Source organism: Ochrobactrum sp. CGA5, from assembly GCF_006345815.1.
Lineage (GTDB): Bacteria > Pseudomonadota > Alphaproteobacteria > Rhizobiales > Rhizobiaceae > Brucella.
The window spans coordinates 58,459-81,302 of record NZ_VCIG01000014.1 but is presented as its reverse complement, the minus strand read 5'-3'; the positions used below and the strand labels follow the sequence as shown (position 1 = coordinate 81,302).

Here is a 22,844-nt window from a genome sequence, read left to right as displayed (position 1 = left end):
GCGAGACCTCCGCTACCGGATAGCCACGCTCGGTGATCTGACGCACCGCGTCGCGCTTGAACTCTTCCGTGAAATTGCCTTTGCCCATGTAGGCCTCCTGCCTCAGATTTAGGGGAGAAGGCGTCTACAAATCTAGGGGCTATTCATCTTCAATTTCAGCGACATCGGCTTCCAGCTCGATCTCGGGTTCGTCAACGTCGATCTCAGGCTGTTCATCATCGATTTCTGGTTCTTCAAGGTCAGCTTCAATTTCAGGCTCTTCGACGTCCATTTCCATGGCATCGATTTCGTCTTCGGTCTGAATATCTTCGGCCTGAATTTCATCATCAATGGCGACGTCGGATTCCAATTTAGCAACATCCACGCCGACATTTTCCATCTCGGCATCGACTTCCACCGCGACAGGCTCCTCAACCATGCGACCATGCACATCGTAAGTCAGATCATGCGCTTCCTCAGTCTCGACGTTAGAGTCCAACTCTTCCTGAAAGCGGTCATCCGTGTCCTTCAGGTTGTCAGGATCGACCTCATCATGATCCTCCTCTTCAGCATCGGATTCAAGCTTGCGGATGTGTTCTTCAAGAGCCTGCTCAGCGCGGAATTCGGCTTCCAGGTAGTCATCGTCATCAATCGGGTGCTCGTCGTCTTGTAATTGTCTGGTGCGCTCCTCCCAAGCTTGTTCGGCACGAGCCTCGGCCAGATATGGATCGTCCTCATCACGGTCGGCATCGGCTGTCATGACAGCTTCGTATGCCTGATCGTGTTGGTCGGCTTCATCTTTGCTGATTGCGTATTCGATGTCCGAGAAAGCCTTGTCAGCTTCCGCATCAGCAGCTTCGAGATCATGATCGGCAACTTCGACAACGCGCGGCTGTTCGAGAGCGACCTCGTATTCTTTCATCGATTCCAGATCACGCTGCATGGCATCGGCCTGTGCTTCGAGCTGTTTGATGTCCTCAAGCTGCTCTTTGCAACGATCTGAATCAGACCTGCCGTCTATATGCTCGTATTTGGCTAAAACATCATGAGCCGTATCGCGTTCGTAGCAGAGTTCCTCGTAAGCAATGCGCTTCTCATAATATGAAGCCTGATCTTCACGGTCGAATTTGCGTGCTTCATCGGCTTTCGATTTCAGTTCATTTAAACGTTCATTATGCAGATTCTGGATATGGCTCTGACGTGCCTGCATCTGACGGATTATGATGAAAGCCGAAACCTTGTCGGCCCTATCGATGGTCTTACCGACATCCTTGTTGAAAACCTTGGTGGCACCAGGCTTGATCACAGATGCGAAATTGGCATTCCTATAGTCAACGATGCGATTATCGACCTCTGCAAAAGCCGTTTTCATATTTGCCTGGAGCTGTTTCCGCTGTTCGCTTGAGAGTGGCCTGTTCTCTTTTTGACGAATGGATTCAATAAGCTGCCTGTTGGATTCCAAATCCTTGAATGGGGTCGGATTAAGATTATGATCCAGACGTCGCTGGCGCAGTTCGTCTTCAGCTTTTGCAAGACTTGCCTGCGCCTCCTGAGCCATCTGGCGTTCCATATTGGAAATACGGATGCCTTCAGTTCTCAAATCGTTGGTGCGCTGTATCTGCTCACGCTTGGCGTCAAGTGCCGCATTTTGCGCTGCCGTTTCTTTCATCTCAGCTTCAAGATTTGCCTGTACCTGCTCAAGCTCTTCCAGCGACAGATCGTCTTCAATGATACTGTCATCAGACAACTGCTGATCACTTTCCACGACAGCGGAGTGAGCGGTTTCGGCACGACGAATATCAGCCGCAAGGGCTTCCTGTGTGGCTAATTCGACTTCGGCTTCTGCAACAGTTTGGGATGGTCTAAGTTTTAATGCCATTAAATATCTCCTTTTTAATATCTGCGGCTTATTGCAATTATGAATTCTTGATGTTGTCGGCGCAATAGACAAGTATATACTGCGCCGACGAAGGTTCGGTTTATGAAGAATGCATCGTCATATCGAGTTCTTCCATCATAACTCGACCGCCACGCAACCAGATCGCGAAGGCATGGTTCTGTCCCAGATTGCCAATCTCATCAGCGGTCATATAAGGCTTCTCGGTGAATTCCTTATCAGCCTTCTCGATGTAGTCCATTCGCGAAACATTACGATTATGAGTCTCATTCAGAGCCCCTGCCTCGTTGTCCTCATGTTGAGCAGCGTCAACCTGATCGCGATATCCGAGATCAAAGTCATTGAAAGGTGTCGCAATACTGTTATTCGAAACAATTCCGCCTTTGAGATTTAGCGAACCAAACAATCCGCGCTTGAAACGATTAAACATTAACTTTGGTTTCGAAATGCCTAGTTCGTTTATAAGCGCCGGGAACGTCGACCACGCATTTGGTACCCACATGCGGTCATAAATACCCATACCGCTCTGTTCTTGTGCGTACTTCTTGCTAGCCTCGTTGTTGGTCTTGAAGAAAAGCTTATTGACGAAGTTCGATAGCAGAGTATTTGTTGCCGTTTCACCAATTGCATGAGTCAGGGCATCAATAGTCTGAACAGCTGCGAAAACAGTTGTACCAGTTGAGCGCGCAATAGATAAGAAGAAAGTATCAGCAGTTATACCACCTTCACTTGTTGCATAAGCATGGAATTCATCAATCACACATAATAGCGAGCTTTCCTGCGTCTGATCACGTGTTTTGATCAATGCATCGATATGTGGTGTAGTAGCTTTTTCTATGGAAGTCGGGTCTTTCCCTTCAGATAAATACTGATCACGAAGCTTTTGCTCTTCCAATTTGGCTTTCTGCAATTCAAGGCCGTGACGACGGATATCTTTGGTATATCTCGCACTATCGATCTTAACAGCGGTTATCTTCTCCTCAACAATGTATTCAAACACATTCAGCTTAAGGGTATCCCAGTCACCTGTGATTTCACTTGCTGGATACATCGAATTCATAAGTGTATTGGCTTGATCGCGAGTTTCTGGTTTCCGCAGTAAATTCTTGACCTGCGTCAGTTTCTTGTATGTTTCCTGAAGTTCGCCAAACATTCCATTTACGTAGTCATCGATGCGAAGAAGTTCCTCGCGAGCGCGGGACGAAGCAGAGTCACGCTGTTGAGCCATGGTGTAAACAATGGTTTTGATGAGATTGGCAATAAGGAGGCCACCTTCTTGCTCATCTGCAGGAGATATAGCGACGCCGACCATGCCGCCGTTGAAGATGCAATCAATTGACTGAAAGGTTTCCCCTTTAATTTCACCGGATGCGAAGCGTCTTGCAAGATTACCCGTACCAGCGATGATACCAATGACATCCTGAATATTGGATGTATATGACGTCTTCGTTTCAGGTGCGAGCGAGCCAAGTTTCTCAAGCCCGCGAGCAGACTCAATCACATCAGATGGGAAGACGGTTGGGTCTTGCTGTGCAACTTCTAGAATGCGGCGGACAACTGTATCTCGCAACACGTCTTCGGTTGCTAAAGCCAGAATTCCAAGCAGTGAGTAGTAGGTGTACTCACGTGCACCCCATATTTCCTTAAGAAATTGAGGATGGGCAGCGGCATATCTGAGGATTTCAGCAGCTTGCTGAACGTTGGATCCCGCGCCGTTAATCCACTTGCCACCGACGTCTTTCCCACCAGATCTCTTGAAAGCTTGACCGATGAAGACCTGACCAATTTGTGGCGGTGTTAGATGCTTTAAAAGATCGAGTCCTACCCCTCCATCCTGGGTCGAATATGTGATGTAGGTACCTCGAAGGTCTTTCGGCATCGCCGCGCGAATGGCTGTCGCCAAAATGCCTTTGCCGTCAAAAACGATAATACCCGCCTTCTGTCCAGTTTTCTGAGCAGACTTAAGGAATTCAATGGATATCGGTGTTATGCCTAATGTTGTCTTTCGGGAGCCTGTGAAGCCCATCACCAGCATATGCTGTCGGAGTCCTTCAAAATCTGGTCCAACGATGACACCAGCACGTGGAGCAAATGGTTTTCCACGTTCCTCCAGGCGTCCAGTTCCCTTGCCAATGTAGACAACAGGCTGATTTTTAAGACGACCTACCAGCTGGTAAGCCATGCGAGTGTAGTTCTCGACCTGGTTGAGATAGTTGACGGTGTCATTCTTATAGAGGTAACGCCCCTGTCTTGTCGGCTGCGAGTATTTTTCCGTCAAGTCGCGTTTAAGGCGCGGAAGCATCTCGTTAATCGCATTCGTGAACGCGATCTTTTGAGCCAAATTCGATGCCAAAACCGCAACACCGATGCCTCCAACTGCTGTAATGAGGCCTGAAATGGCCGCATGACCGCCTTCCATTGCTAGCTTGACTAGAAAAGCCGTAAAGTTAAACGCTTCCCCGATAGCTCTCGTAATCGGGTCCAAATACATCCCATATTGAATTTCTGTATATGACGGCCAGCTGAAATTTTTGGAGATCACTGCGACCGACACGATGATGGCAATGGAGGACGTTGTCGCAAACATCTTCTTCCAAGCCAGACGCCCAGCTCGATCAGCAGCTTCGAACAATGCTTCTTCGTCTTCGAGGTGAAAATCCTTGAAGCCCAGTTCACCAGGCGCACTGCGGTTAACGTCTGGGAGACGACCGTTCACTACAGGGACTGAAAACGCGTCTATCGGCAGATTGAGCCACAAATAGGGGGCGGTATCGCCAAAACGCGCTTGCGCATACTTTTCAAGTTCGCCGTTCAATAAGTAATCCTCTGGCGCACGAATCGTTTTCTTACCGTCATCGGACTGATTAACAAGGGTTCGAGCCGCGACCTGATCGACATGCGTGTAGAACTTTTCGAGACGCTTATTATTCTGTTCGGACATCTTCACTTGATGGAGGCCAAGGAAATAGTCGAGCGTCTTCCTGAAACGAGACGGTTTCTTGTGTAAGGGTTCATTGATATCGTGATTTATAACTGTCATTGTAATATTTCTCCTTTTAAAACAGTGACTTGATCAATTCGGATTGAGCGCCAAAATCGCCCTGCCTGCACTCGCTGACATATTGCTGGCCGACAATGGTTTGGCAGCTGAGACGATTTCCAAGGCTAACGACATCCAACTGCAATTTGCCATCGACATAGGCCGCTAGCAGAAACTGGTTTTTCGAATACTCGGGTGCGATGTAGACACCCTTCTGCGAAAGAGCTTCAATGGCTTTCAGATTATTCAGGAATGTATCTGGACGAGTAACGAATGCGCCGTTCTTCCACTTCGAGACCTCATCACGTGTCTGGCCGCCGTAACGCTGAAAGTCGGAAAGAACCGTATTGAAGAAGTTGACATACTCATTGGCATTTTTGAAAGCTGACGGGCCATGGAACGGGACCTTGGAATAGAAAGTAAGATCGCTGAAAACTGGCTTCTCATCGGTAGTCGCAAAGGTATGCTTAAGGCCTGCAACAACTTGAGACACGTCGCCATAATTGCAGCCATCCTGGGCCTCTCCAAATACCGTCACACAGTTATTGTCTGAGGCATTCAAAACGCGAGCAGCGGGCTTTCCATCAACTGATGCCGCTATCAGAAATCTCTTATCTGAAAGCTTTGCAACAACACCTGTCTTCGACATAGCATCAATGACTTCAGGGCTATTCCAGAGACCCTTTAGAGGTGCAAAGACGGGCAAAGACTGCAATTCGGATGCGAGCGTCCAGGTCTCGGTATCCAGAGCACCTCGATATTTCTCCCAGTAACCCGTCGAGGCCGACACATTTCTCGCCACGAATTTCGTCATCGCGTTGAATTCTTCAGGCGTCAATGTCGCTTTGCCTGGATCAAGTGTAGGCATATTCAGATACCAACGGTCTGGCACCGTCATCTGGGCTACCGAATTGTTTTCCTGAGCGCCGTCACTATCGATTACCCCATACATCTGTTGCAGGATCAAAGGCGGCTCGGATGCGTCCTTTTTGATTGTCTTACAGTCTTCAGAAAGCGCTCGGCCGAAGACATTCTGACAGCCATCTGAGCCGATGATATTGATACTTGGCGTCCCGTCGACATATGCGGCTCCGATGATGTTTCCATCGGTGTTCGACTTTGCAACAACACCCGTCTTCGCCATCGCTTCAAGATTGGCATCGGATTTCCAGAAATCAGCTACTGACACAATTGGAAGGCCGACATCTTCGAGATCCAGCGTCAGACTTTTAGCGTCGAGCCAGGCATTCCAGACTTCAGTGGAATTTGGACCGCTTTTCTCAGCAGACTGGATTTTGGACAAGCGCTCGTTGAGTTCCGCTACTTTTTCAGAATTGTCGGCGACAATTCCCTGAAGAGACAACGCCTTTTCAGCGAAGGTGTCGAAGCCCTCCGCATTAGCAGCGAAACCGGATTTTAAAGGCGTATCTTGGGCAAATCTCCAACGTATATGGCCGATCTGCCCATCCGGAAGCGTTGCACCCGTATCGAAGTCGACGATATGGCTGATGACCCACGCCTGGAGGTCGAATGGTTTTGTGCGGGACGCTGAATCTGTCCCTGTTATAGCCTCATCTTCGAAGAAATTTTCGTCATCTACATCCGCAATTTCATCGTCGCTACCAACAAGGCTCGATACCAACGTGGAGGGTGCGGTGAAGATAACGCGTGGAAACGACAGGGCGGCCGATGAAATAACTGGGGAGGCAAAATATAAGGCCGGGAGACCAGCTGCGACCAACAAAGCCGTCGCCATAAGGCGTGCAGGCTGCTTGCCATTTTCAAAACGAGCCCAATTTGTCAGCTTCTGGAACTGCATGTGTCCGCGAGACACGAGCATATCAATCAGCCGTTCATACCCTTTGAAGAACTCGTATCCACTTGGAATGATTTTGTTTACGAGTGCCTCGACAGCTTCCTTTTCAGTCCTCGCAAGCAGTTCTTCTCGTAGCTTCTTTTGTTCTTCAAGATGATCGACGACCTCATTTTCATCAACACTTGGTTTCTGAAACTTATCTTTTATCTGATCCTTTATAAAGCCTGACGCCCTTGTTGTGGCACCAGACAATTTATCAATTGTCTTCATGATTACTCCTTTAAACAATCCAGTATTTTGCGGTTATGCATATGGTAAGATTGAAATCATGAAAGTCACAATAGCCGACGAGAAAAAGGGCGAGTAATCTCGCCCTGTTCAATCCGCTATCAATATTAATTCAGTAAGACGTCGAAGTTATAGCCTGTGTGGAAGTCAGTCTTGCTGTCGCCGTCAGTTTTTCTCTTTCAGCATCGACTTGATGGGTCATGTGATATGCAGATTTAGCTGCAAGGGCGACGGATTTTTCCGAATATCGAGGCTTATCTTCGCTCATGTGGCCGACTTCGTAAGAGCCGTGCTTGTCTTGACGGCAATAAATGCCCTTCTCAGATAGCGCAGACTTTACCTCTGCGAGATATTGCCTGCTGTTGTCTCCAACTGGCGTAACTGACTGGCCACCGCTTTTTGCCACAAGCTCAAACTGCGATTTGTTGTAAGCCAGTTTCACATTGTCACCCGTGATAGACGTCGTCTCAACCACTCGGTTCGGATTCTTCTTCAGTACCTCAGTAGCGTTTTCCAACTTCTTCTGGTCGATCACGACAAAACTCTTGACGCCGAGCTGATCGTGAACGGATTTCTGATCCTCCGCACGCTGCGTCTGCACATTTTTCGCTGCAGCGATAACCGAGGTCATGTTCTGGAATTCACGGTTTTCAAGCTTCAGATTTCCCGGTGTTGCCATAAAGCTCTTCACACCGTCCGGGCGCTGATAATGTTCTTCTTTGGCCGTCAGAACGTATTTCCCGCTATCATTTCTGCTTAGGTCGTAGCCCTCTCGTCCAAGCGAATTTTGCATACGCTCCAATTTGGAGGCCTCTTTCTGCTCGTGGATGGCAGCCGCCTGAGACATGATGGTTTTCTCGTTTACAGCATACATGTCCTGCTCGAATGCTTCGGCGAACGAACCTTTTTCGATAGCACGTGAATTCAAACTTGGACGCCCGTTGTCATCCAGAGAAACGAGCATTGCCATCTTGCCATCAGATACATTGACGCCATTGTCACGCAGGTACCGCTCATCATATTGGCTGGCGACCTCCTCGGGCACATCTAGTTTGATCCAGCCCTTTGAATTCATGGTGTCCTGTTTTAGAAACTGGAGATGATTTTCAACGCGTGTCTGGCTGACAGCATCCGATTGCGCTGCCTGCTGGTTATGGAACTCTGTTACCGACCCCTGGATGCCACTCTTGTATTCAGCATGGATCTGATCGACGACAGAAAGCGCCTCATTGCCGAGCCTATTCTGAAAGGTGGATTCCACATCGTATGGCTCGATAATCTTCCCCTTGTCAGATACCTCGACCTGAAGCGTGGTTGTTCCATCCTGGTTATCTATCAGAATCCGTGTGTCGTGCAGCTCATCCAAAGCCTCGGGTGAAGCGTCAGCCAAAACATGTGTTGGCGTCGTCATGGTGATGTTTACTGCGTTTTCTGTGTCAGGAACTTCTGTAGCAACGAAGTTACTGGTATCGTTGGAATTCTCGCGCCAATATTCTTCCGGTGAGATGCCATTATTCAATAGCTCTTCGTCAAAAAAAGAGACTCCATCACGATAGGCAGTACGATAGTTTTCGACAGTCATATCGTGATACTCAGCTTCTGCAATCTCGTCTGCCTCAATCTCGTAACGGAGTTCCTCAAGCCGCTCCAAAGGGGACGGCTCGACCATGGAATATTCGTGATCGTCATGATCCGGCCTCAGATACTCATCAGGCGTGTTTTCAATCGACATGTGCTGGTCGTAAGAGTTTTTCTCACTCTCGATGCTGTCGGCCACCATTGTTGCATTCACACGGCTGATATCATTGAGATAACCGTTGGCTTCAGGGCTAAGCTGATAGTCGTGAATGCGAGAAATATTGTCCATACCGCCGATTTTGTCAGCGTCATAGTATAGAGTGTCGACACCGTGATCTGATTGAATCAGCGTATTAGATTCCAACAACTCGGAGCGAATACTTTCAGGCATTTGGTCGAATTTGCCCATGACACCAACGAGATAGGTATCTCTCGTTTCATCATAGTGTGCGAAGGTCGCCTCCCCTTGAAATTCCTGATCTTTCAGTAGCTCGGCAGTGAAATGTGCGACACCCAATGGATCATATTGAGAGGAGGATTGAGTGGCGTCTTTTGCGCTGTTTTTGTCATCGTCCGGGTCAAGCGCAGTTTTCAAATCAGCACGTTTGGTATCGATCAGATTAAGCAGGGCATTCTTGACCTCCGGTGTTTTGAAACCTTGCGAATTTGCGGGGTCAGCGTATCTGCGGATGCCAAAAGCTCCATTGCCTTTGTCGAGCAAGATCATTTCTACCCGCTCTTCACCTCTATGCGTGACGAACTTTGCATATCCTTCGGTGTCATTATTTTTAAGCGTCTGAACAATTCTATTATCCAGCATGGAAACCAGGAAATGCATCTTGTGAAGCGAAGGATTGCTTTTACTGGTATCGAATATGGTAATCATAAGTATCTCCTGAAACGATAAAGCAACTCTATTTGTTGCGATTATGAATAATTATGAGGAGAGACTTACTCAGTGAAAAGCCTTGAAGTCGAATATTTCCAATTGTAATAAATTCACTTAGTAAAATCGATGTCGGTCAACCTTTTGGTTGGCCAATAAAACTTGTAGTGGCACCTGAGATATCCGCCGACAGACTTCTATGCAGCACTGTAGGCCGCTACATCCGATTGCACTCGCTCATATGCAACAATCGATTTCGTGATTTCGGTCGGTGATCTGAGCCCATTGGCAACGGCCTTCTGATCCGAAAACCGATGCAGGCTATATGTACCGCTTTCCACACGCAGAAACAGGCCTTTCTCAGCGAGGTCGCTCTTTAATGCGCGCAGGTGCTCGTCGCTGTCCTTCAGAACGATATCAACCGCTCTATCGCCGATTGATGCCACTAATCTTGCCATCTGCTTATTGATCGACACCCTGATGGCATGACGCGATATCGAATACACCTCGACCGATTTCGTTGAATTCAAATTCAGAAGACCGCCTGGTGCCAATTCCGAGGTCACTTTTTTAAAAGCAGCGGCATCTAGTACCGCATAATCGGTTGTCTCGAAGTAATGTTGAAAAGCCTGCGCAAACCGCTTTGTGATGCCGTTTATTGCGTCGGAAACCGTCTTCGGATGACAATTTGAAACCGTGACGTGATCTAGATCGCTGTCCATGCTTGCAATGCGATAACCACCCACCTCCAGCTTTGAGATGATGAAATTTTTCCCGTCGAGCTGGCGGACAACCTGAGGAAAACGCTTGGTTTCGATCTGTATATGGCGGACAGCGGCCTCAGCACAGATCTTGACCTTGTGATCATTGAAGAAGGTTTCTTTGAACGCGCGCGTGGTCAGACTGTCGTGATCATGGAATGCAATATGCGGTCGACCGTCGACATCAATACCAATCTTGATTGCTGCGCGATCACCCAATATCCAGACACCGTCTGCCCGCAGAAGTTCCTGAGCGCTGTCGTCGATGTATTGATCTCCGATTTTCTCAAGAAACATGCCGCGATGGTCAAGCATGCCGTCTTTCATGAAGCGAAATTGCGCCTTGATATTGTCTATCGTGACCGCGTGTTTGTTGGCTTCCAAGGCAACCACGGTCACGATGCAACTGCCACATTTGATGTTGGCTGTGTGACAGCCTGCCTAGTCGTTGGACGAGTGAGTCGTCGCTTCAGCTCCTCAGCCGTCTTATCAGCATCACGAATGGAAACTACCCATTGCGCATTGGAAGCCCTCTTCCAGCCGTCGCGATCACCAGGCAGATCGTTGGTGTGAACGCCAACCCAATACCCGTCCCTGTCGTCCTTGAAGATGCAGATGCCGTAATCGCTGTAATACGCTTTGACTTCAGAGAGGTGCTTTGGACTCTCGGCCGCGATAACATCGCGAACAATTCGGCCGTCAAAAGCCACCAAAAACAGACCGTGCTTATCGAATTGAAACGTTCTCGGCTCATTCAGAATATTAACTCCAGCAAGCGAGGCACCCACATCGGTGGCGACGAGATTGCGACTGATATCATTGTAAGTGCCATCAGAAATCACGTCGAACGGTCGGTCATCCGGTGTTCGTCCTACAATAGATGCCAACCTTGTTCTCTCCTCAATTTTCTGTCGAGCTATCTTGCGAGCCTCCTCGACGTCGAAGGCCGTCTCTTTAGATGACGGAAGCGAGGCACTGCCCTTCTCGAATCCGATACTCGTATCGGAGAAATCGACAACGATATCGCCTTCAGCATCACGTTCAAATTCGATACCCTGCCCCTGAAATTCGGCTTCAAGACTCGCGAAATCGGTTTCCGCCTGTGTCTTAGCTTCCTCTCTCAGCTTACTCCACGCATCAATAGCAATAGCTTTAATCGCCGTCAGGTGATCTTCGAACGCATCCTCCTCAAACGACGCCACGATGAAATCATCGCTTGAGACAAGTTCTGGCAATTGCGGATGTGTCACATCTACCGTCAAAGTCACATAATACTGGCCATCCACGTGTTCTATTTTCGACCCCGAGGCCCTTAAATAATCGATATCGTAACTCTCAATCAGCAACTCATCGATTTGAGAGCGGTATTCAATTTTTAGTCCTTTGGGATTCTTGTTTTCGCTTTCCATATATACTCCTTTAAGCAAATAAACGGTTATGCATTAATGGTATGTCTATCGGCCGCAAGTCGCAACTATTTGTTTCTTGCGAGTATTCTTCTTATCCTGAAGTCATCAACAAAGAGAGATACACATATGAATAATGCAAAGAAGAAACCGATACAGATATCCCAGCAAGCGATGAAGAATTCCACGTCTGCCAATGCCGTATCGGCGGGAAAGCAGAATTGGCTGTTGGCAATCCCGAAGTGGCTCATGAAAATGATGGCCGCTGTTTTGAAAATGGTGAACAAGATACTGGGCGTCTTCGGCATCGGCCCAGTCGGCAATCCGCATTCGGCTGCAGTGCCGAAACCAGCAACGTCTGTAGCTGAATCCGATACTTCCCCGAAGAATGAGCATAAGAATGAGCCGTCCATGGCGCAAATGGCACAGATGATACCAGTCGCAACGGTTGCAAAAATATTGGAATACGCGAAAGTCGCGCCTGAAAACCGAAAGCAAGTTGACCTGTCACCGCTTTCCATGGATCAGAAAATCTGGCTATCGACATTGAACCAAGCGAAGCTGGATCAGCTGGCTACGATGAAGCCGGATCAAGCACTCGCAGTCGTCTATAAAGGCGTGTCCGAGCTGCAAGCCAGAAAGAGCGGCATGCTCAAACATGACAGGGCTGCACCCCAAGAACCATCAATGGTCGAAGCAATTGCTGAAGAATCCCGATTCAATCCGAAAGCGATACGTCTTAAAGAGCGATTGGAGAAGGAAAGAAAGACAAGAAAGGAGCGTAATGCCCCTGCCTTGATGATGGCCATGGGGTAAAATTGAAATCAATAAAAAAGGGCGGTTTCCCGCCCTGTTTTGTTACGTCACTACAAATATTTAGCCACCAGTTGCTTCTTTAATCTTGTCATCGACATATGCGTAAATCAGAAGAGCTGACAATACCGCAACCCCAGCACCGTGATACGACCACGCAAAGGTTGGATTTACACCATAATCAATATACGTTTGGACAACACCGTCATCTGGCCTAAACCAATCAGCAAAATATAAAAACAACAGAGCTGAAACACTCTTCCTTAGGGATCTATTCTCCAAACCAGAGTCTATTGAAATTTGCCTGCAGAAATCCACAATATGAATAAGTGCATAAAAACACAGAGCCGCACCAAGATCTCTAATCAGCATAGATATTATTACATCAGATCCCGCAAACAGGAATTGGTGTGGAGCATGACCGTAATAGAGGCTTATCACGGCAGAAGTTATCACAGTTCCAATTAAACTCACCTTCTTTGAGTGAATTGTCATAAGGTCGAGTACTGCACTGAAAAATGGGTATTCTCTTTTTGTTGACATTTAAATCTCCTTTTTGTCAAAAACATATACAGCATCATTTGCAGTTATGCATAAATCAAATTATTTAAAAACCGCCGACGAAACACGCAGGCGGTCAAATATAATCAGACTTCAATGGCGTTGAGTAAAGCAAGCACTTCTGCATCAGCCTGGTCATCCAGCTCGTCAATCCTGTCACGAATACGGATAGCCAGACCACGCAGCAGTTCAGCACGCTTAAAACCGTCACTGACATTACGGTAAGTCTCAAAGTGAACCTCAAATCCAAGTTGAGCCTCAAATGCAGCAATCTCAGTTGCACCGGAATATACGTTCCGACGACGATCATCGAGGCGGTCAAGAAACATCTTCACCTGCGCCGTCAATTGAACAAGGTTGGTCTTCAATTCCGCCAACCGGGCTTCATTCTGCGCCAGAATCTTGTTTTCAGTGCGCTCCCAACGGGCTTCTCGGATGCCATGTGCCAGGTTAGTCAGACCTGATGCGATCACGGTGCCGCCGACTGCCACCGAGGCATAAAGCATGCTAAGATCGGGTTCTCCCTTGCGTGCCATGTTGAAACCTCCTTTTCCGTGTCAGATGCTCCTAACGTCTGGACATACTGAATTATAAGCGATATAGCATAATCCCAATGAAAACACAACTCATTTCAGGAGGTTTCTGTGTTTTACGGATACGCCAAGCGGGCCATCAGCGATACTGATATTGAATTTAGTGAACAGGTAAAAATTGTTACCGATCAGGTAAGGCAGTACCTTTTCAGTCGACACTTCTCTATGTCAGACTCCGATGCCAGCTCGCGAGTTGTCGAGGAACAGGTGTCTGCAGTCAAACAGACACGGCCCAAGCTGGATGCCCTTGTTGATCGTATGGAGCACGGTTCAACCCTTATTATCACCTCGCCAGACATGGTTGCTGGCAAAGTTCGTGGCTTCCTTGATTTTGTTCACAAGCTAAACAAAAAGGGTGCCACCCTGATCGTTGCGCGGCCGAATATATATGTCGATGCCAATGACGCGCCTGTCGACCCCATTATCTTCGACCCCAATGAAGCTAATCCACAGCCCCCGCTCAAGATAGTGGAAATGCTGGCGGCGATGGAGTCTGACGTATTTGTGGAAAAGCAGCGTGAAAAAAAGAGTGCGAAAGTCGGCGTCAATAAGGGCGGTCGGAAATCGGCCCTCACAGACGAACAGATAGCGCAATTCAAAAAGATGCAGGCAGAAGGCTATAATCAACTCAGTATCGCAAAAACACTCGGCGTATCCCAGTCCACAATCTCCCGCTACAACTCGGACCTTATAACGAAGGTCGGTCGAGCAAAGAACGCCGCGTACAGTGAAGATCCATCTGAACGCCGTGCCAAGCGTCGCATCTATGAAGCTAAGTACCGCGCGCGTAAACGCGCACAACGCCAAGCTGAAAAATCCTCGGATTCCGAAACAGGCGGTGGCGAAAGCTGACATTGAAAATGGTCGCAAAAAGTGCTACATGTCATACAATAATGACGTTTTGTGCTACATGGAGCATCAGCAATGCCTAAGGGACACGAAGAGCTTATGCCTGCAGCCAGCCCTGTTTCTCCGAGAAAGCGAGCAAGCTTGGCTGACAAGCTCGCCAACATTCGGTCATTCCGCATCAAGGAAACGCTATCCGCAGCGCAGAAAAACGGCCTGATTGGCGTTGGCAAAGAAGACCGGATCAGTGCGCGGGTTAGCCATGAATTGCTTGCGCAGGCGAAGTCACGCACTGGCATTGAGGGAACGTCTGAACTGCTCGAGTTCGCTCTCGCAAGCGTAGCGCTCGAAGACCTGTTTGAAGAGACCATGACGCGCCTCGATGGCACTGTAGACAAAGACATTAAGCTCGGATTCGATTGATCGTGTTTGATGTCGATGCCGCAACGAGGTGGATGCGCAGGTTTCCAACAAAGTCCCTTGCCCGCCGTCCTGATGACGAGCTACCGTTCATTGACGAGGAGCCAATTGGTGGCCAACCCATTTTGCTGGATACCTGCGTCTATATCGACCGCCTTAAGGGCGATATCCCTGACCACATTCGGGATCGTCTTCGTGCGAGACTGAGTCACCATAGCTCGACCGCAATTCAGGAGTTGGCACACACAATCGGCGCACTCGATCCCAGCGATCTCCGAACCGCAGCGGTGCAGAAATCCATCAACGACATCATCAAAGCCATGCCCGATCATAGGGTAATTGTTCCCGACCTCGATATTCTGGGTCGCGCTGCTATTCTCAATGGTGTCATCTGTCGTATTCAGGGCTATACCAATGATCAAAAGCTTCGGTGTCTCAATGACTGCACAATTTTCCTGCAGGCACTGAAGTTCGGCCTCGTTCTGGTAACAAGAAACATTTCCGACTTCGATTATTGCTTACAACTCGTTCCAACTGGTCGTGTTCTTTTCTATAGAACCTGACCACTCAAATTTGATTTATTAGTGGCCGACAACAATACTCTTTAAATAAGGAGTATTTTTTCATGTTGGCCAGCAGCACTTCCCAGTTAAATCGCATCAACAAGCAAATTGACCGGATTTATCCCTCAATCGGCAAAATTGATTTCAGGGAATACCAAAGTGCTATCAAAAATGCCAATTCAGCGATGGCTGGTCGCACTGACATCAATGCCATACTGTACCCATCCGGTTTCGACGGGAAAATCGGTGTAAACCTGAATACGGGCAAGGTTTTCTCCGGAAACCCATTGTTGCGTCATATGCGACAGTCGTCGCAGGAATACCTGTTGGAATTCGAACGAACAATCAAAGAAAGCATGGCGGCTGGTGGCGGTCATTCTGGCCAAGAAGGCCATGGAAAACAGGCTTCAAGGCACGACGGACATGACGGTATCGTGTCAACTTGTGCAACGACAGCTTGGGAAGAGCGAACCCCAATAGAGGCAGCAGGCTCGTCTTTACCTCCGCCTGCCCCAACCTTTTATGCCCTTGCGCCTCCGGGAACCGAAGAATTCTGGCTGGTAACCCGCCACGAAAGGCAGGGATAATTTTATTGGAGGAGAGAGGCAAAAGGCTTCATCAAATTGAACAACAGGGAGGACGATACATGACAACTTGGAACCCGCACGAAAACTGGCGTCCTGTCATGCCATTCAGCGAGATGTTAAAACAACCGGATATCAAGGATATAATCGAAGGCGACAGCACTGATGACACACTGATGCGCATAAATCGGCAAATCGAGAGGATGCACCCGAATATCGGGAAATCCGTATCCAAGGCCGAACTTCAGCTGGCAATGGAAACGGCGACTGAGTTCACGAATGTCCAGCAAGGGCAGAGCATTCAAACAGAGCGCAATTTTCATCGAGGATCGGCGGCCACGCTTTATCCATCAGATTTCGACGGAAAGGTCGCAATCGACCTGTCTTCAGAGAAATTCGGAAAAGTCACTTCGACATCCCGTGAAATGCAGCAGTACCTGCGTTCAAGCCAATCTGAGCCATGGTTAAAGTGCCATGTATCCCGATCATTGGAATTGCGTAATCAACGTGAAGGCATCGAATACCGGAAGGAACACACCTTCAGCACCAATGATATGAAGGTGTTGGAAGCCTTTGTTGATGACTCTTCGCGGCGCTTTTCTCAAGCTGTCAGGCACGTCATAACCGACAAGGAAAGAGGCGTAACGAAAACGGATGACCTGCAAATGTCGCTATCTTTGGTGACGCCACGCGGAGCAAGCGGCGCTCGTAAGGACTTGTGGGAAGATCAGGTCTTTAAATCGGAATCTCAATCTTCAAGGCCTGCAGTCGCATCAGCCTGAGGCCTCTTTTCAAGAAATCGTTGGCAAGTCTCATATGCGGCCAAACCATCGCCTTTTGACAACGCAATAGCAAAGCCACGCCACCAGTTTTCCGACTGCACATATCTTGGATCATCGGCAACCTTTGCCATTACCTTCGAGATCAATCCACCCATTGCGATGTCCGCACGGGCAATATGAGGCCAACGGTCATGCAGTAGCTCGACGTAGTAATTTCGAATCCAATCCGGCCTGCTGCCAGAATTAATCAGATCGAGTGACTTGTAGAATTCCTTTGCCTGATCCTTGAAGGCAGTCGTCAGCATAAACTCGAATTCCGCTGGAACTTTGCTGAGGTCAAGACCTGGTCGAACATCCTTCATGTCCTGACCAGTAGTCTTCTCCGTTTTTAGATCAGCGGTCTTGGAAGACGGGAAAATTTGCCAATTGTGCCTGCGTTTGAATTCGACAGGTTTTGGCCCATAAAGGGGTTCCCGCAATCTTTCCATCAAGCGGTCAATAAGCCCGATATTGTCAGCAACTTCTCTCTGGATATAGACTTTGATGGTATATGACAGGTCAGTCATTCTCTGCTCGATGACGATACTGCGCTGCTCAGATACCTTGCGCAGATATGGGAACTCATCCCGAACTTCATCGACAACTTTTTGCACCCAATAGACGTAATCCATAGAGAGATACTCATCATACAGCAGGGAAATATCGCGATCCACGACGATACTGCCGTCATCAGTTTGGAGGTCAGCGATTGTTGGGCAATAATACGTCATCGCACGATCTCCGGTTCACGATCCAGATAGCGCGACAGGCTTGCAATCAAGGCATTGTATTCGTTGATATTCACGCGTCTCGGCCGAAGTCCAAACGATTCCATTTCATCGCCTTCAACCCAGTGACGAATTGTGAAATTCACCATCGGATCACCCTCGTTGCCCAGAACAGCACTGATAATAGGCGTCGCAATCAGGTCGTCGACTTCTTGCGGGGTTAGGCTACGGTCTGCAAACAATACGATCTCCGAAACACCTTCCAAGGATGTCGAAACGGGCACCACAGGCGTCAAAACAGCCTCCTCGGAAGCCTGAACCACCACCTCCTCAATTTCACCATGACCTTCATTAGTCCGCGCTAATCTGGCCTGCTCCGCCTTGTCTGCGGCAACAAGAAAGCAAACGAATCCATCCGCGTGTGCGAGATCAGGACTTGCTACCTCTTCACTGATCATCTGCCAGGCGGCTTCATCTGCACCAAGGTCATCTATCGAGGCCAGCAGTTTTTCACCACGGTACGCACGGGTTTCGAAGCCGGATGTCAAGCCAACATTGGTCGTCGCTTCATGCAATGCGACCAACCAGAGTTGCAGAAATTGAAAATGCCCAAACCCAAGCTTCTTGGAGAAGAGTTTTTCGGCCTTCAACCAGATGTGGTCGGCAACGTTGTAAGGCTCGACGTCGAATTTACCCGCATTCGAAGTCACAGCATCAAACAGAACCCGTGTCTGGTGGTGACTGGGTGCCTGCAGTTCAAGACGGAATTCCATATGGTCTAATGGACGGCCACGCATCTTTTGCTTGCGGACCTCGATGATCTTCGTCTTAAAACGGCGAATAGACGCCAAATCGGCTTCCAAGCCATTCAAAACGCGTTCCTTCAGCTTGCCAAAATTGACACCTGTTTCGATGTCACGAGGAAAACCGCACCATGCAGCGATCTCTTCTGAAGTAGCTTTCAGGACGATCTCATTATCACCGCCTGGGCTCCATCTTTTCTGGACGGCAGCTGCTGCTAAAACGCGGTATATACGGATGGAAAACTTCGAGCGCATAGTCGCCAACGGTGCCAATTCCAGATAGGCGTACAATGACGGCATTGATCTCATGAGATCGCGGACTGGCTTGGGCAGGCTGTAACGGATATTGTCGGATGCCTCATTGCTTTCAAGCCAGGACACAAGCATCGGAACATTTTCGTAGCGGCGGCTTTTTAGTGACCCGTACGAGACCGTAGTTGCCGTCAAGCGCTTCAACGAAAGCTTCAGTAACTCGCGGTGGTCGGCATGCGTTTCCTTTACACCGAAATATTTCATTGCGACCCCGACCGGGATTGTATGGGAGTCCTCTTCCAGGTTCGGATCAAACATGTACGCAGTTGAAATCATAAGTTCATGAAGAGCAGTGTCAGATGCCGTCAGCTTATCGTCTGAAGTAATTTCACAGCTTTCCAACATCTCCACGGGTCGTGGCCTGGAGGGTGCGACCTTTGAAAGAGCATCGGCATCAATAGCAGAAATAATGTCACCGCGTGTTGAAGGCTTGAATAGATTCCGTTTCGTTTTATTCATTTCAATAAATCTCCTTTATAATCATCTGTATTTTAATGATTGATCACTGACTTGTATGGCACAAGTATTTAAACAATTATTTTTTTGCTATGGGATTTATTTTAGAGAGATCATGCTAATGTATTGTTTTTATTATATTTATGATTTCATCTCATAAATATTCAGATATGGGATATTAAGTTCTGTCGGCGGTTATCGATGTTTATATCCGTTCTTTAAATCCCATTGTCCTGAATGATGGGATAAGAACCAGATAATTGCCGCGTTTAAATCCCGTAATTGGACGGTATTAAGTATCTGATTCCTTTATATTTTTCGTCTAGATCTCATTTTCTAATTTTATGGGATTTAATAACGTTACCAATGCCGTGTTTCGGTTGTTTTTGTTGCTTACTTGGATTTTTTAATTCGAAAACAGGGTTTTTAATACAAAATTTGTTGACGTAATACACTCCGTGATTTTGGCTCTCCGTCCAATCTTGGGATAAAAAGATAGTTAACAAATCTTTATATTCTAAGGCTTTTCAAGTGTTCCCTCGTATACGCGCGCACGGAATCCTAAACCCTCTTCGCGTGACGCGCGCCGACGCACGCGCAGATACACGCGTACACGCGCGTATGGCAAACCTGCGGTGCAGTTTGGATTTTTCAAATCCGTGACGCTTCGCTTGTGTGTTTCGCACTGGCCTTTTCGTTTCAGCTATACGATCCGGCCTAGCGGATAATCTTTGACGGGGTTTTTTCAATTGAGGGAGAGGGACACTAAGGCTTCAGCCGATATGACGATGTAGTTTGCACGGTATACGGTCAGCCATGGTTGGCGACATGCCTCTACGATCTACATAAACGGCCAAAATCGCTACGTCTTTCGCATTTCCCACTTGTTACTCATCAGATTATAAAACCACGCGGATTTAAGCCGTTTATGGAGCTTTAACAGGCGGTATTCTATTTTCCACCATCGGCTCAAACTCAATTCCACTCACCTGCATATGACGACGTCGTTGGCCAACCAGCAGGATAAGCCTCGATACAGACATACGGATTCACGCCTCAAAAACCGTCCAAATCTTTGCATCTTTGCAAATTCCTACCGGATACACACTTAATGCAAATTCAACGCTTATTTGGGCAGTTTATGACGATTGGGTTTCCGAAGTAACCGCGTCGTTTAACCCGTCTGAAAACCGTTGGATGCCTCATCCCGACGACCCACACCCGTTCAACTCGTTCGAATTTCGAAGCATTATTCAAACCAATAATTAACCCGCCCATCTCAAATTGTTTCGACTTTCGAAATAATAAACCGTCTAATACACGCCTATTTGAAGATTGCGGGGGCAAAATATGCAAGACAGATACGCCGGAGACATCGGGGACTATGTCAAACTTGCCCTACTTCGACATTTAACGGCGGGTCGAAAACTCGGCATCGCCTGGTACCTCTACCTCGATGAAGGTCACAACGCCGATGGACGTCATATAGGCTATCTCAGTCTGCCAGACCGCTGGCGACATCTCGACCCGGAACTCTTCGACGCCCTGAAGCTGGTTGCAGACAACACACGTTCCGTTCAAGCGCTGCAGCAAACAGGTCTGATCGGCGACCTGTTCCATGGTACGCCGCTCACTTCTGAGGCTCTGCCATGGCAACAGCGGTCGGCTTGGCGGCACGAATGGTTTCAAGATGTCGTCGGTTCCATGACCGATGCCGATGTTGTTTTTGCCGATCCTGACAACGGGCTCGTAGATGACGACCCCAAGCGACGCACGAAGGCCAAATTCGGAAAGTCGATAACTCTGCAGGAGGCGACCGCCCTCGCCCGCAATCGCCCCGCAATAATCTATCATCACAACACGCGGCGGCCTGGCGGACATGATCTGGAAGTCGAGCATTGGCTAAGCCAATTTGATGATAAGGCGTTTGCTATTCGCGCCAATGCATATAGCTGCCGTACCTTTTTCGTATTGAATCCAGATGACCAGATCTTTGAACGCGCACAGGAATTTTGCTATAAATGGAGCGAACGTGGGGTGCGTTTGCATACATTGAAGTAGCGTCGTGGGGGCGATATGGGAAATTACAAAGGGTTGCTACAGATTTTGGCGTTGTTGGTTGGGATGACTGCTATGCTGTCCACACCCTCGTTTGGTGCAGAACCCGGCAATAACGACGATATTGTGCACCCGAAGTTACCTATTACCTCTCGTTGGCTGCATTTAGAAGGTAAAGACAACGCCAATTTCACAATATTCCGCAAATACACCTTCGTTCCGGAGGACAAGGAAGTCCCTATCCGAAATATTTTGATGTTGAATTGTGCTAAAAATGAACCCGCATATTTAGATTTCGTAATCCCGAAACAGCTCCCATTAAAGGATCTATACGGGAAAGATTACATTGAAAAGCAACGGTTCGGATTGGTAATAGCTCCGCTTTCCGGAGCAAAAGAGCGTGTTTTCATGATAGAGGGCAAAATCGATGATAACCACATCTTCATCGATTTCGTTGGAGATCAGCGAAAGGCCGTCGCTGCCCTCCTAAGAGCAGATCGATTTCGCCTCTTTTTCGATGATTTCCGCAGAGTCGAATTTGTTGAAATGAGTGATCCAAAGGTTTTCCCGAATACTGGAGATGGACAGACGTTCGATCAAATGGTGGATTCGTTGATCTCTACGCAATACAACATAGATATGCGCCCAACTATCGGACAAGTTCTTGACAGTTGTCCAGATATAAAGGAATGGAATTCTTTGATTTTTCCCTGAGGGATTCACGATTGTACTAGATGAAGGAAATAGACATATCCTCTATTATTCTTGGGGCAAGCATGAAGAGTATATCCATAATCGGCGCAATTGTCATTTTTAGCACAATGGCTGTGGGCAACGTATCTGCCGACGAATGGTGGCAAGGATCCTTCATTAAAGAAGGCAGTGGAAATTGCGAGGAAAACGATTCTATTCGAACCTATTCAAGCAAGAAACTCCAAGGTTGGGAATATAGCTGCGATATTCTCAAGCAGCAAAAAATCGCCCAACTGGACGCTGTCGTAATGAACATGGAGTGCAACGGGGTCGATTTCGAATCCGATAATATGAAATCTACTGAATTACTTACGAAGACCGCGACTGGTTTCGAGATATTTCCCAGCCGTACTAAATTTAAATCCTGTAAAAGTGATCTGTCAGCTGGAAAATGCCCCATCAATCAAAGCAAGCTCAAGTCTGACAGACGCGACGACGGGACGGAACAGATTCTTGTATTCAAAGAGGGGCCTTGGGACGGACATGCCACGCTCACGGGATACAAGTACAATAGGGCGATTTGGACAACCAAAGCACTCGCTACGTGTTCGAATGGTTCGGTTATTTGTCGATTAACGTTTAAAACACGCGCGGGAAAGGATTATCAGGAAGCATATCAGCCCTTGGAGGTGGACAACGAGCCGTGGGCCGTATTTGCAGAACTTCGTCAAAACATTTACTTGATGGAGCGTGATCCGGCATACGAGCGCAAAGCTTACGGCGGTATCGAGGTCGAACTTCTGAATGGTTATCAGCCTGCCGCAGATGAAATGATAATGCCAGAAAACGTCTATAAGTTCTCGGAATGCAGTTCAGCAGATGTGGCGACGAAATAACTAACGTTATCAACAAAGCAATGTTTCGGATTTAACATTAGCGTTA

At 48.0% G+C, this 22,844-nt stretch carries 20 protein-coding genes; 9 read left to right on the top strand and 11 right to left on the bottom strand.

Annotation, left to right across the window (positions count from 1 at the left end; all coding sequences use genetic code 11):
• The 7 genes from FJQ48_RS11445 to FJQ48_RS11415 form a co-directional block, all read right to left on the bottom strand.
• Nucleotides 1–88 (bottom strand): transposase (locus FJQ48_RS11445; protein WP_139974912.1); only part of this gene is annotated, 88 nt, incomplete at its 3' end.
• A gap of 51 nt (nucleotides 89–139) precedes the next feature.
• Nucleotides 140–1,858, bottom strand: a complete 1,719-nt coding sequence (locus FJQ48_RS11440; protein ID WP_139975242.1) for a hypothetical protein — start codon at nucleotides 1,856–1,858, stop codon at nucleotides 140–142.
• 100 nt (nucleotides 1,859–1,958) lie between these two features.
• On the bottom strand, nucleotides 1,959–4,916 hold the full coding sequence (locus FJQ48_RS11435; protein ID WP_139975241.1) for a type IV secretion system DNA-binding domain-containing protein: 2,958 nt from the start codon (nucleotides 4,914–4,916) through the stop codon (nucleotides 1,959–1,961).
• A gap of 16 nt (nucleotides 4,917–4,932) precedes the next feature.
• A complete protein-coding gene (locus FJQ48_RS11430) occupies nucleotides 4,933–7,002 on the bottom strand; it encodes a hypothetical protein (protein WP_139975240.1) in 2,070 nt (689 codons plus the stop codon).
• A 130-nt stretch (nucleotides 7,003–7,132) separates the two neighbouring features.
• Complete coding sequence (locus FJQ48_RS11425) at nucleotides 7,133–9,484, bottom strand: hypothetical protein (protein ID WP_139975239.1); 2,352 nt, start codon at nucleotides 9,482–9,484, stop codon at nucleotides 7,133–7,135.
• A gap of 197 nt (nucleotides 9,485–9,681) precedes the next feature.
• A complete protein-coding gene (locus FJQ48_RS11420) occupies nucleotides 9,682–10,644 on the bottom strand; it encodes a hypothetical protein (RefSeq protein WP_139975238.1) in 963 nt (320 codons plus the stop codon).
• Entirely contained in the window at nucleotides 10,641–11,654 is a 1,014-nt protein-coding gene (locus tag FJQ48_RS11415; protein WP_139975237.1) for a hypothetical protein, read from the bottom strand. Before FJQ48_RS11415 ends, FJQ48_RS11420 begins: the two co-directional genes overlap by 4 nt.
• A 126-nt stretch (nucleotides 11,655–11,780) precedes the next feature.
• Between FJQ48_RS11415 and FJQ48_RS11410 the strand changes: the two genes are divergently transcribed.
• Nucleotides 11,781–12,467, top strand: a complete 687-nt coding sequence (locus FJQ48_RS11410) for a hypothetical protein (protein WP_139975236.1) — start codon at nucleotides 11,781–11,783, stop codon at nucleotides 12,465–12,467.
• 60 nt (nucleotides 12,468–12,527) lie between these two features.
• Here the strand turns inward: FJQ48_RS11410 and FJQ48_RS11405 are convergent, their stop codons facing one another.
• Together FJQ48_RS11405 and FJQ48_RS11400 are read right to left on the bottom strand one after the other, a co-directional pair.
• Complete coding sequence (locus FJQ48_RS11405) at nucleotides 12,528–13,007, bottom strand: hypothetical protein (RefSeq protein ID WP_139975235.1); 480 nt, start codon at nucleotides 13,005–13,007, stop codon at nucleotides 12,528–12,530.
• A gap of 104 nt (nucleotides 13,008–13,111) precedes the next feature.
• On the bottom strand, nucleotides 13,112–13,561 hold the full coding sequence (locus FJQ48_RS11400; protein ID WP_139975234.1) for a hypothetical protein: 450 nt from the start codon (nucleotides 13,559–13,561) through the stop codon (nucleotides 13,112–13,114).
• 108 nt (nucleotides 13,562–13,669) lie between these two features.
• Here FJQ48_RS11400 and FJQ48_RS11395 point away from each other — a divergent pair, with 108 nt between their 5' ends.
• The 5 genes from FJQ48_RS11395 (at nucleotide 13,670) to FJQ48_RS11375 (ending at nucleotide 16,813) form a co-directional block, all read left to right on the top strand.
• Complete coding sequence (locus FJQ48_RS11395) at nucleotides 13,670–14,470, top strand: recombinase family protein (protein WP_139975233.1); 801 nt, start codon at nucleotides 13,670–13,672, stop codon at nucleotides 14,468–14,470.
• 72 nt (nucleotides 14,471–14,542) lie between these two features.
• The gene (locus tag FJQ48_RS22380) at nucleotides 14,543–14,887 is read left to right on the top strand and encodes a hypothetical protein (RefSeq protein ID WP_180350188.1); all 345 of its coding nucleotides are present in this window, start codon (nucleotides 14,543–14,545) and stop codon (nucleotides 14,885–14,887) included.
• Nucleotides 14,888–14,919: 32 nt separating this feature from the next.
• Nucleotides 14,920–15,447 (top strand): DNA-binding protein, encoded by a 528-nt coding sequence (locus FJQ48_RS11385; RefSeq protein ID WP_247870358.1) that lies wholly within the window; start codon nucleotides 14,920–14,922, stop codon nucleotides 15,445–15,447.
• Between the two features lie 62 nt (nucleotides 15,448–15,509).
• Complete coding sequence (locus FJQ48_RS11380; protein ID WP_139975231.1) at nucleotides 15,510–16,034, top strand: hypothetical protein; 525 nt, start codon at nucleotides 15,510–15,512, stop codon at nucleotides 16,032–16,034.
• Between the two features lie 59 nt (nucleotides 16,035–16,093).
• Nucleotides 16,094–16,813, top strand: coding sequence for a hypothetical protein (locus tag FJQ48_RS11375; protein ID WP_139975230.1), 720 nt, complete (start codon nucleotides 16,094–16,096; stop codon nucleotides 16,811–16,813).
• Here FJQ48_RS11375 and FJQ48_RS11370 read toward each other — a convergent pair.
• Both FJQ48_RS11370 and FJQ48_RS11365 read right to left on the bottom strand, forming a co-directional pair.
• Nucleotides 16,780–17,583: a hypothetical protein gene (locus FJQ48_RS11370; protein ID WP_139975229.1), complete on the bottom strand. Its 804-nt coding sequence runs from the start codon at nucleotides 17,581–17,583 to the stop codon at nucleotides 16,780–16,782. The two genes, FJQ48_RS11375 and FJQ48_RS11370, sit on opposite strands and share 34 nt — an antisense overlap.
• Nucleotides 17,580–19,154: a RepB family plasmid replication initiator protein gene (locus FJQ48_RS11365; protein WP_139975228.1), complete on the bottom strand. Its 1,575-nt coding sequence runs from the start codon at nucleotides 19,152–19,154 to the stop codon at nucleotides 17,580–17,582. Before FJQ48_RS11365 ends, FJQ48_RS11370 begins: the two co-directional genes overlap by 4 nt.
• Before the next feature lie 1,347 nt (nucleotides 19,155–20,501).
• Between FJQ48_RS11365 and FJQ48_RS11360 the strand changes: the two genes are divergently transcribed.
• From FJQ48_RS11360 to FJQ48_RS11350, 3 genes are read left to right on the top strand one after another with little or no spacing between them, the layout of a single operon-like run.
• Nucleotides 20,502–21,212 (top strand): hypothetical protein, encoded by a 711-nt coding sequence (locus FJQ48_RS11360; RefSeq protein ID WP_139975227.1) that lies wholly within the window; start codon nucleotides 20,502–20,504, stop codon nucleotides 21,210–21,212.
• 15 nt (nucleotides 21,213–21,227) lie between these two features.
• Entirely contained in the window at nucleotides 21,228–21,923 is a 696-nt protein-coding gene (locus FJQ48_RS11355) for a hypothetical protein (RefSeq protein WP_139975226.1), read from the top strand.
• A gap of 20 nt (nucleotides 21,924–21,943) precedes the next feature.
• Nucleotides 21,944–22,798, top strand: coding sequence for a hypothetical protein (locus FJQ48_RS11350; protein WP_139975225.1), 855 nt, complete (start codon nucleotides 21,944–21,946; stop codon nucleotides 22,796–22,798).
• The last annotated feature ends 46 nt before the right edge of the window (nucleotides 22,799–22,844 follow it).